At 53.2% G+C, this 9,185-nt stretch carries 8 protein-coding genes; 2 read left to right on the top strand and 6 right to left on the bottom strand.

Features of this window, described 5'->3' with window-relative positions:
* Both AC2FNV_RS09730 and AC2FNV_RS09725 read right to left on the bottom strand, forming a co-directional pair.
* On the bottom strand, positions 1 to 247 hold a 247-nt coding region (locus AC2FNV_RS09730), incomplete at its 3' end, for a hypothetical protein (RefSeq protein ID WP_170474667.1).
* Positions 248 to 286: 39 nt separating this feature from the next.
* On the bottom strand, positions 287 to 2,146 hold the full coding sequence (locus AC2FNV_RS09725) for a Na/Pi cotransporter family protein (RefSeq protein ID WP_170608153.1): 1,860 nt from the start codon (positions 2,144 to 2,146) through the stop codon (positions 287 to 289).
* A gap of 261 nt (positions 2,147 to 2,407) precedes the next feature.
* Between AC2FNV_RS09725 and AC2FNV_RS09720 the strand changes: the two genes are divergently transcribed.
* Positions 2,408 to 3,973, top strand: coding sequence for an inorganic phosphate transporter (locus AC2FNV_RS09720; protein ID WP_170474662.1), 1,566 nt, complete (start codon positions 2,408 to 2,410; stop codon positions 3,971 to 3,973).
* Positions 3,974 to 4,222: 249 nt separating this feature from the next.
* Here the strand turns inward: AC2FNV_RS09720 and AC2FNV_RS09715 are convergent, their stop codons facing one another.
* The gene (locus AC2FNV_RS09715) at positions 4,223 to 5,875 is read right to left on the bottom strand and encodes an adenylate/guanylate cyclase domain-containing protein (RefSeq protein WP_170608155.1); all 1,653 of its coding nucleotides are present in this window, start codon (positions 5,873 to 5,875) and stop codon (positions 4,223 to 4,225) included.
* 347 nt (positions 5,876 to 6,222) lie between these two features.
* Positions 6,223 to 6,489: a hypothetical protein gene (locus tag AC2FNV_RS09710; RefSeq protein WP_496773138.1), complete on the bottom strand. Its 267-nt coding sequence runs from the start codon at positions 6,487 to 6,489 to the stop codon at positions 6,223 to 6,225.
* Here AC2FNV_RS09710 and AC2FNV_RS09705 point away from each other — a divergent pair.
* Positions 6,412 to 6,639 (top strand): hypothetical protein, encoded by a 228-nt coding sequence (locus tag AC2FNV_RS09705; RefSeq protein ID WP_496773140.1) that lies wholly within the window; start codon positions 6,412 to 6,414, stop codon positions 6,637 to 6,639. The genes AC2FNV_RS09710 and AC2FNV_RS09705 overlap by 78 nt on opposite strands.
* Here the strand turns inward: AC2FNV_RS09705 and AC2FNV_RS09700 are convergent.
* A complete protein-coding gene (locus AC2FNV_RS09700) occupies positions 6,584 to 7,291 on the bottom strand; it encodes an IS6 family transposase (RefSeq protein WP_496773130.1) in 708 nt (235 codons plus the stop codon). The two genes, AC2FNV_RS09705 and AC2FNV_RS09700, sit on opposite strands and share 56 nt — an antisense overlap.
* Positions 7,292 to 7,386: 95 nt before the next feature.
* A complete protein-coding gene (locus AC2FNV_RS09695) occupies positions 7,387 to 9,123 on the bottom strand; it encodes an adenylate/guanylate cyclase domain-containing protein (RefSeq protein ID WP_496773129.1) in 1,737 nt (578 codons plus the stop codon).
* Between the last annotated feature and the right edge of the window lie 62 nt (positions 9,124 to 9,185).

Below are 9,185 nucleotides of genomic sequence, written 5' to 3'. Positions count from 1 at the left end.
AGTCAATCTCGCTCAATAGCCACTCCGCCCGTTTTATACTCTCGTGCGCTGTTCCGAGTTTTCGAACTAGTCTGGCTTTCCTGTCAGGATTTTTCTCCACATGAATTTCGGCTTCAAGATCAGTTGCTTTCTTGCGAAGCTTCTTTAGTACCCTTTGAACATGGCTGGATTTAATTTTCTCCGCTTTGCCTGCCTCAAGGCGCGAGTTGTACTCAGCCATTTTTTCGGCAAGTTTTTTCAGTGCCATCTGAATGCCCCCCGCAGACCGTTGCACAATCTCAGCATACTATTTGCTTTCTACGACTTGACTGTGACGTTTTTCGGATTCGTCTTCCTTAGACAGCGCGTCGTTCTCAGTCCCATACTCACCGAGTTCTTCTTCTTCCAAAGCCAACAAACGTTCAACTTCGGCCATAGCGTTGTCTCGTTCGATATAAAAGGTTCTCGCTGCTTCGATCAGCTTACGCATCGCGCTATAGGCGTAGTCCGAATCGTTGAGAAATGAAGTTGCAGCATCGGGAGTGAGTTGGTTTTTTCGAATGAGCTGTTCTACACGGCGCGCAGCGGTCTGTGCGTCTTCTTCTACTTGTGCACGTTCCTGATCAAGCCAGAGTGCACTACGCTCCTCCGGTTCTGCGTCTTCAAGCTTTTGAATCTCGACGAGTATTCTGGCAATTTCAGTACGGAGGTCATCATAAAGTTCGGTTGCACTCCCGGAAAACCGTACAGTGTGGCGCAAGATGTTCTTGCGCAGGTGTTTAACTGACTTAACCGCTTGAACGATGTCGCCTGCCACATCTCTCAGTGCGTAAACTCGTTCTGCCACGTCTGGTTCGACACGTTTTTCCCCAACGCGCGTCGAGAATTCGACAATGGCGGAATAGAGCGTCTTGATCTTGCGTCGGTAACTTTCCTCGATATCCATGTCGGAAGGTGTTCGACTGTTTCGAACAACCTCTGCAACGCTGTTCGCGCCAAAAACATCCTTCCGATGCAGGTTCAAGCCATGCAAGATCAACATCATCGCGTTTTCGTAGAGATGCATAACTTCCTTTCGAAGTGCGATCTCAAGAGTTTGTGGGAAATCATCGGCCGCATCGTTCAGGTAACGCGGTTGACTGAAATCCGGGGTTGGTTCGACGATACTGCGTTCAAGAAAGGAGATCAGCTCTCGCATCAATGGTAACATGAGCAAGACGCCGAGCACGTTAAAGATGGTATGGAACACCGCCAACTTCAGAGCATAATCTTCCGCGCCGATGCCCACGGCACCACTGATCAGGTCAACCATCTCACGCAGTGGGACTATGAAAACCAAAGCTACCGCCGCAGTGATTGTATTGAAGATCAGGTGCGCCAATGCCAATCGCTTGCCCTGAAAATTGGCGCTGATCGAGCCAATAATCGCCGTAATCGTGGTTCCAATATTAGCCCCGATCGCCAGAGCCAGTGCGTTTTCATAGCTAATTTGTGAAGCAGCAAGCGCGGTGAGAGTAAGCACCATCGTCGCGTGGCTCGACTGCATAATCAAGGTCGCGGCAGTCCCCAATAAACAATAGACCACCAGTCCCCAATATCCCGGCAGTGCGAATCGCATTAGGTCGACCTGGTCCTTGAACGCGTCGAAACCCTCTTTCATGTAATGAATGCCCAAGAACAGAAATCCCAGTCCACCAAGGGCGTAACCAATGCCACGGAGCACCTTCGGCTTCTGAAATACAAGGATTATGCTAAGGCCGATAATTGGCATGGCGTAAGTTGCGATATTTACCTTCAATCCTAGCCCGGCGACCAACCACGCACCCGTCGTCGTTCCGATATTGGCACCAAAGATTATCCCCACACCACCTATCAGAGAAATAAGGTCAGCACTCAAAAATGAGATCGTGATAACCGAAACCAGTGAGCTGGACTGCAACAACGCAGTAGAGACAAAACCGAATAAGAGCGATCGCGAAACGGACTGTGTCGCGCGCTGAAGCATTCGTTCTAATGTACCGCCTCCAAGTAGCTTGAAGCCGTCTTCAAGCATCAGCATGCCAAACAAAAAAATAGCGATACCAGCTGCAACAATCTGCGCGTCAGGACTTACCCAGAAGGCAATTAGTAGCGCGCCAATTGCGACCGGTAGGTAGTACTTGATCATTCAATCAGTCCAAATTCTGGATCACAAAAACACCGAATGGTGCGGTTATCGACCTGCAGGAAGACCGCACACTAACCTCGACCAATATTCGTATAGCGCCACGGTTCTTAGCCGATATTACATCCCAAACCCGGGCGCTTTCTGACCTCGGTGTTATTATTACCGCAACGTACATATCTCATTGATTCAAATCATGGCGTAGAAATTCTACTTGCCCAAATTGTTTGAACTGTATTGCTACTTGAGACCGTTGGACCGTGCATGCTGAGAACTGAACGCGTAGAAAAAGCAGTTCGCCTAAACCGCGAAGAACTGTTCCGGTTTGGTACGGCTCTGCTCTTCATCGTCGGCATCATGCTGGTAGCAATGGCCAGATCGGAAGGCGGAACAGACGGAGTGCTCTTGATCGTCGCCGCAATGATCGGTGGGTACATGGCGATGAACATTGGCGCGAACGACGTGGCGAACAATGTTGGCCCCGCCGTCGGGTCCCAAGCAATTACTTTGACCGGCGCTATCCTGATTGCGGCTTTCTTTGAAGCAGGCGGCGCCATGATTGCGGGGGGCGATGTTGTCGGCACAATAAAAAAAGGCATTATCGACCCGGACTTGGTGGCGGACCGAGACACTTTCATCTGGCTGATGACGGCAGCTCTACTCGCGGCAGCGGTGTGGCTGAACTTCGCCACAGCCGTCGGTGCCCCGGTTTCCACAACGCATTCAATCGTCGGTGGCGTACTTGGGGCTGGAATAGCTGCGGCCGGTTGGAGCATAGCGGACTGGTACCAGGTTGGGATGATCGCGGCGAGCTGGATTATTTCTCCCGTACTTGGAGGAGTTATTGCGGCAACTTTCCTTTACATCATCAAACGCACGATCACCTATAAATCGGACGTATTGACTGCGGCCAACCAAATGGTGCCATTACTTGTCGCTGTAATGGCATGGGCCTTTGGCACGTACCTGATGCTCAAAGGTGTAAAGAAGTTGGTGAAGGTCGACTTCCCTACAGCGCTGGTGATTGGCCTGTTGCTTGCAATCGTCGTTTATTTTCTCATTCGTCCGTATGTCGCAAACACGACAAAGCGTCTGGAAAATAAAAAATCAAGCGTGAACGATCTCTTCACCGTTCCGCTTATCTTTGCAGCAGCGCTCCTGAGTTTTGCTCATGGTGCCAATGACGTCGCTAATGCAGTGGGCCCACTGGCGGGTATCAACGAAGCGATCGCCGCCGGTGCCGTGGCCACGAAAGCCTCTATTCCGATATGGGTAATGGCGGTTGGAGCCATAGGCATTTCTCTCGGTCTCGCGCTTTATGGACCCAAATTGATCCGAACCGTAGGAAGCGAGATCACCGAACTTGATAAAATGCGCGCATATTGCATCGCGATGGCGGCGGCGATTACGGTTATTGTCGCCTCACAGCTAGGCTTGCCAGTCAGTTCCACCCATATCGCCGTGGGGGGTGTATTCGGCGTCGGATTCCTTCGCGAATACATCAAGTCCAGCTACGCCCGCATGTTGGACGAAATTAGAGAGCACCACGCCGACCATGACCCAGAAGCGGTTGAAGCATTCCTCGAGAGATTTGAAGCTGCTGACGTCACGACTAAGGGCGAGATATTACGCGATATGAAGGCACAGGCTTCCTCCGACCGTGTCTTGGCTAAGAAAGAACGGAAAGCTCTCGGCAGGGTGCATCGGATCGAATTGGTCAAGCGCACCTTATTGCTCCGAATTGCAGCGGCTTGGGTTATCACGGTCCCTTTAGCAGCTACTCTTGCATCCATGTTCTTTTTTATGATCCGCGGAATGTTGTTGCCCTAGCTATTCCGCAACTGACCCAAAAAGACTACGGCTTCTCGTTTGATCGGCTTCAATCGCCTCGGGCTTTGGTTCTAACTCACAAAAATTTCGACCGTCTGCTCTGGGCTCGAAGGAGACATTCAGTTAATTACGCCCAATGTCTGCAATGCGGACTAAACCGTCATTCGCCGCGCAGTCGGGTGTCTTTTGGTGCACTAATATTGGACCCCGGCCAGAGCGCCGGAGGTATAAACGGGCAGAACTCTCATGTCACGCGTCCAAGACGAGCAATGCATCCGAAATCCGGTCTGCGGCAGATTGATCGCGCAAGGGGAGCCGGGCCAGTGAGGTCATATCGAAATCTGCTTCGATCTGCTTAAGATGCATTAGTCTTTGGCGTGCAGCTTCTGTGTCGCCAGAAACAGAAAGTGCCGCAGCTAGCAGCGCTAGATTCGCCGGCAAATTTGGCTCTGCGTGGTCGGCCCGCATTAACTGTTGGACTGCACGCGGATGATCTCCAGCTACCAGCGCGACATAGCCGGCGTCTCGATAGTAGAGATGCCGGTAGGGATAGGCAGGGTCGCACGCAAGCGCGATTTGCGACAACTTGGTTGCGTCATCAATTGAGCCTTCGGCCAGCTTAATTAAGGCCATAGTATTAATCGCGTGATAGTAGTCGGGGTTCAGCGTCAGAGCCTCTTCCAAATCAATGCGCGCGGCTTGCAAGTCGTGGTTCCCAAAAAGCGATAGCGTCCCGCGTACGGTCCGGATCAGGTGGTCATTTGGCCTAATTTTCGTTGCGGTATCGATCAGTCCTCGCGCTTTTACGACTTGCTGAAGGCCCATGTCTCGCCAGCCAAGGATTCGGGACATGCTGACTATATTCCAGCATAGCATTGTCATTGCCATCCAGTTGTCTGGATCAAGGCGCAGAACACTTTGCAGCAAGGATCGCGAAAGCTCCCAAGATTCCTTGGTAAATGTGAAGTTGCAGCCCATCGCAAAGTTGAGTAGTTCCTCAACGCTCATGTCTTCTGGAGATTTGTGCTTGAATTTTTCCGCCAGTAGGGCTGGAAGTCGAATTCGGATTGATCCGGCCACGCGCTGACACAAGCGATCCTGGATGTCGAAAGCGTCTGAGCCTCCTTCATCAATTCGATCGGTCCAAACACACGTGCCCGTGGCGCATTCCACGAGTTCAATCAGCACGCGCCAACGATCGCCCAAAACCCGAATGGAACCACCAAGTTTAAAGTCTGCGTCGCTTTTGACGGCAACGAGTTCCAATCCGGTTTGACGGCCGAATGCGTGGCTCAAGTCCGCGCGCAACGCAGACGCCATTTCAACCGCCGCAGCATTTCCTCCTTCTAGGTTGCTCAAGTGGAGCTTGGGTTTGCCATTCATGCCGACTGGTGTCCCGGTCAAAGCGGAGAGCGGTCCTGGCCAGCTCCAAACCTCAACTGGCATTTGAATGTTTTTCAGGTCTACTACACCGTTTGGGTGGAACTCTGCATCCACCCCACGGTGCATAAGGCGTTGAGCATCTGCAGAAATGGCGATGCCGCCGCTATCTGCGACCGTCTCAAGACGTGCCGCCACGTTTACCCCAGAGCCGAAGATGTCGCCGTCAATGTGGGTTATGTCGCCCACGTTTACCCCGATCCGAAGTGACAGATCCGAACCTTGCATGTCCGATTGGATTGCCAGGGCGCAGTTTACGGCGTCGGCGGCAGACGCAAACTCAGCCAACCAGCCATCGCCCATTCTTTTTACCACCTGTCCACGCCTGCCTGTGATTTGCTTCTCGACAATCTCGGACTGGATTTTCAGCACGGCGTTGAGCGTTTGAACCTCGTCGAGCTCCATTCGGCGGCTGAACCCAACTATGTCTGCCGCGAGCACTGCTGCAAGTCGTCGTTCCATGCATTGGACTATAACGGTTCAAAGCAAACTTGGCAGCCAACGTATACGGTATATGACCAAGTTGGGCTCAAATTGGTCATTCGCTGCGTCTCGGCGCATATAGCCCATCTGAAGGTCCGTTCCGGGCTCGTCGCGGTCATCTGACAAAAACTGTCGGATGACGGCTTTCGCTGCCAAAGCAGACACAAGGGGTTCTGAAGCCACGCTTGTATCAAGATCCGCAATACGTACCCATACCCCTGTGGTTGCCAGAAGTTGTGGCCAAGTGTCAGGCACACCCCAAGCAGTCGGAAAATCCGGAAGTCGATAGGATCCTGCGCTAGACCACTTATGCCCCGACTTCGCCCTTACCCCTTATATCTTGAGCAATGCCGAAGCTGTGGGAGCCGGCGGCTGATCGCCAGGAGCCCTTGCGAGAGGCTGTCGACCTGGTCGTCGTGCTTGCCGTTTGGGAAAGCCGCACACTCGGCGACGAAGGTTTCCCGGAACGGTGCCGATGACCGAATACGAACCTCGCCGCGCTCAATGGTGGGCGAATGAAGAGACATCCTCTGATCTTTGCCTTTTCCACCCGTCTTCAGGCCTCTGACAAGCTGCGGATAACGCTGGTTCAGATGCGTAAAGACACCCTGCCCCGCTCCATCTCCCTCTACAAGGTGCTGTCAGACGAATTCGAACTCGTCTCTGGTAGGCCAGTGACGCTGTCCTTTATCCCGCGCAAAGTTCGCGCCACTCGGCAAGAGCGGCGCTGCGTGTCAGCTTGAAGGTGTCTCGGCTAGTGAGAGATCGTTCCTGGTTGAAGTGGTTGTAAATGGAGGAATGAACGGCGGCAAACTTCTGCAAACTTCGCATGCGCCTGAAACGCTGCATGGCGCGTTCGCGTCGTCGGAAAGGAAGGTGCGAATTCTCAACCCGGTTGTTGAGCCACCTACCCGTCCTTTGTTTTTCGAGCGTGCCCATTTCTCTAAGTGCAGCCTTGTAGGAAGCGAAGCGATCCGTCACTATCTCTTCCGCACAACCGTGCCGCTTCATCAGTTTTCTGAGGAATTTCAATGCGGCAGCTTTGTTTCGGCGTTTGGTAACGACTGCTTCGAGCACTTCGCCCTCATGATCTACGGCCCGCCAGAGGTAGTGTCTCTTGCCGTTCACCTTCACAAAAACCTCGTCTACGTGCCATTTACTTTTCGAGAACGCGCGCAGTTGCTGGACTCGCTTTCGTCTGATCTCGGAGGCAAACATTGGGCCGAACCTGTTCCACCAGTAGCGGACGGTTTCATGGCTCACGTCGATGCCTCGCTCGTGCAGCAGATCTTCGACATTCCGCAAGGAAAGCGGAAACCTGATGTACAGCATCACCGCCAAGCGGATGATCTCGGGACTGGTTTTGAAATACTTGAAAGAGGCAGGTTTGTTCATTCCCAAACGCTACGCAAACACCCTGCCCCGCTCAAGCAAAGTTCTTCTGACAAGACCCTCTTGCACGTCAGGGCGTGGCCGTGCATTGGAGGGATTTAGCAGACGCCCAATCCGGCTTTAGCAAGCCCGTCGTGGAGGTGCTCAAGATCATCCGGATCGTCGTAATGCATCGTCTCAAGGAATGCCTGCAAGTCGAAGGCAGGATCCAATTCTTGAATCTTCGCGACATGCTCCTTTGCTGTTTCAGCCTCCCCTAGGTGGGCGTGAGCCGCCGCAAGGAACCCATGTAGGACGATGTCGGGTGATGACATCTGCTTGAAGGCATCTATTGCCTCGCTGTATCGCCGAGCGGTGAAATAGGCACGTCCGAGATGGCTCCAGAACCTCGGGGGATGGTGTGGGTTCAACCGCATGGCGCGCTTGATCCAGTCAATGCCTTCCTCCGCGCGTCCGAGCCAAGTCAGGACTTCACCCATTTGCACGACCACAAGATCATAGTTCGGATTGAGAGCAACTGCGCGTTCCTGGTGGCGCAGCGCCTTTGCCATGTCTCCTGTGAGAATGTTCAAACCGGCCAGTAACCGATGAACGTCAGCATCATTGTCGTCAAGGCCGGCGGCGCGTTTCACGGATTGGGCAGCGATAGAAATGGTTTCGTTTTTGTCCTCGCACCATCCGTAACCCCAGGCCTGACCAAGAATGCAGCCCTTCCAAGCATGCGCATGGGCATAGGTCGGCTCAAGCTCAATAGCGCGGGAAATGAGATCTTGTGCCTTGGCGTTGGCCGCGCTCTCGCTTCTATGATGCAGGACTTTGGCTGCTAGAACGCATTCGTAGGCGGCCAGACTGGATGGTTTTTTTTGCCTGAGTTGCTCGTGCTCTGCTTGTTCAATTCGGCCGGGCAGCGTCGACACGATCGAAGCGGTGATCTCGTCTTGAATCTCGAAAATGTCGTCCAAAATCCGATCGTAGCGGTCTGCCCAGATATGCGCATCTCTCACCGTGTCGATCAACTGGACTGACACACGAACACGATTGCCGGCTTTACGGACGCTACCTTCGACTACATAGCGGGCACCAAGCTTTGTCGCCACTTCGGGTACATTCACGGCTTGGCCTTTGTAGACGAAAGTCGAGTTTCGCGAAATTATGAAAAGCTCATGGTATCGACTTAGCGCCGTCAGAATATCCTCAGTCAGACCATCGGCGAAAAACTCCTGCTCTGGGTCTGTGGATAGATTGGCAAAAGGAAGAACGGCGATCGATGGTTTCCGGCCGGACTGAGTGGCCAATTCGGATTTAGCAAGGTCGGCGGCACCGGAAAGCTCCACACGATAGGCCCGCACGGGGCGCGAGATGTTTTTGAGCTGCTGTTCGCCGATGTCCTCGTACCCGACTTCGATGTTGGACTTCAGATGGTCGTATGCTGTCCCGGAGACTATCACTCCACCGGGCGGAGCCAAGGCCTCAAGGCGGGCGGCAATGTTCACACCGTCACCGTAGACATCGCCATCTTCCAAAATCACATCGCCAAGATTGACCGCAACACGGTAGCGTATCTTGCGGTCTTCGGGGACGTCGGCCTCTCGGGCTTCCATTTCCTGCTGAATCGAAACCGCGCATTGCACGGCCTCGACGACGCTCGGAAACTCTGCAATCATGCCGTCGCCTGTTAGCTTGACGATGCGGCCGTGATGCGCGTCAATCTTTACGTCGATCAACTCAACGCGATGGCATTTTTGACGACTGAGCGTGCCTTCTTCGTCGGCCTCCATGAGCCGACTATAGCCCACCATGTCAGCGGCAAATATCGCCGACAAACGTCGCTCCATTTAGTCCTCCGGTACATGGAAATGTAGCAGGTCGACATCTGTCTGCATATCAGTTTCCGTTA

It is taken from the genome of Ruegeria sp. BHSA163 (assembly GCF_059613365.1).
The sequence above is the reverse complement of the archived record's forward strand: the minus strand, read 5'-3'. Positions and strand labels throughout refer to the sequence as shown.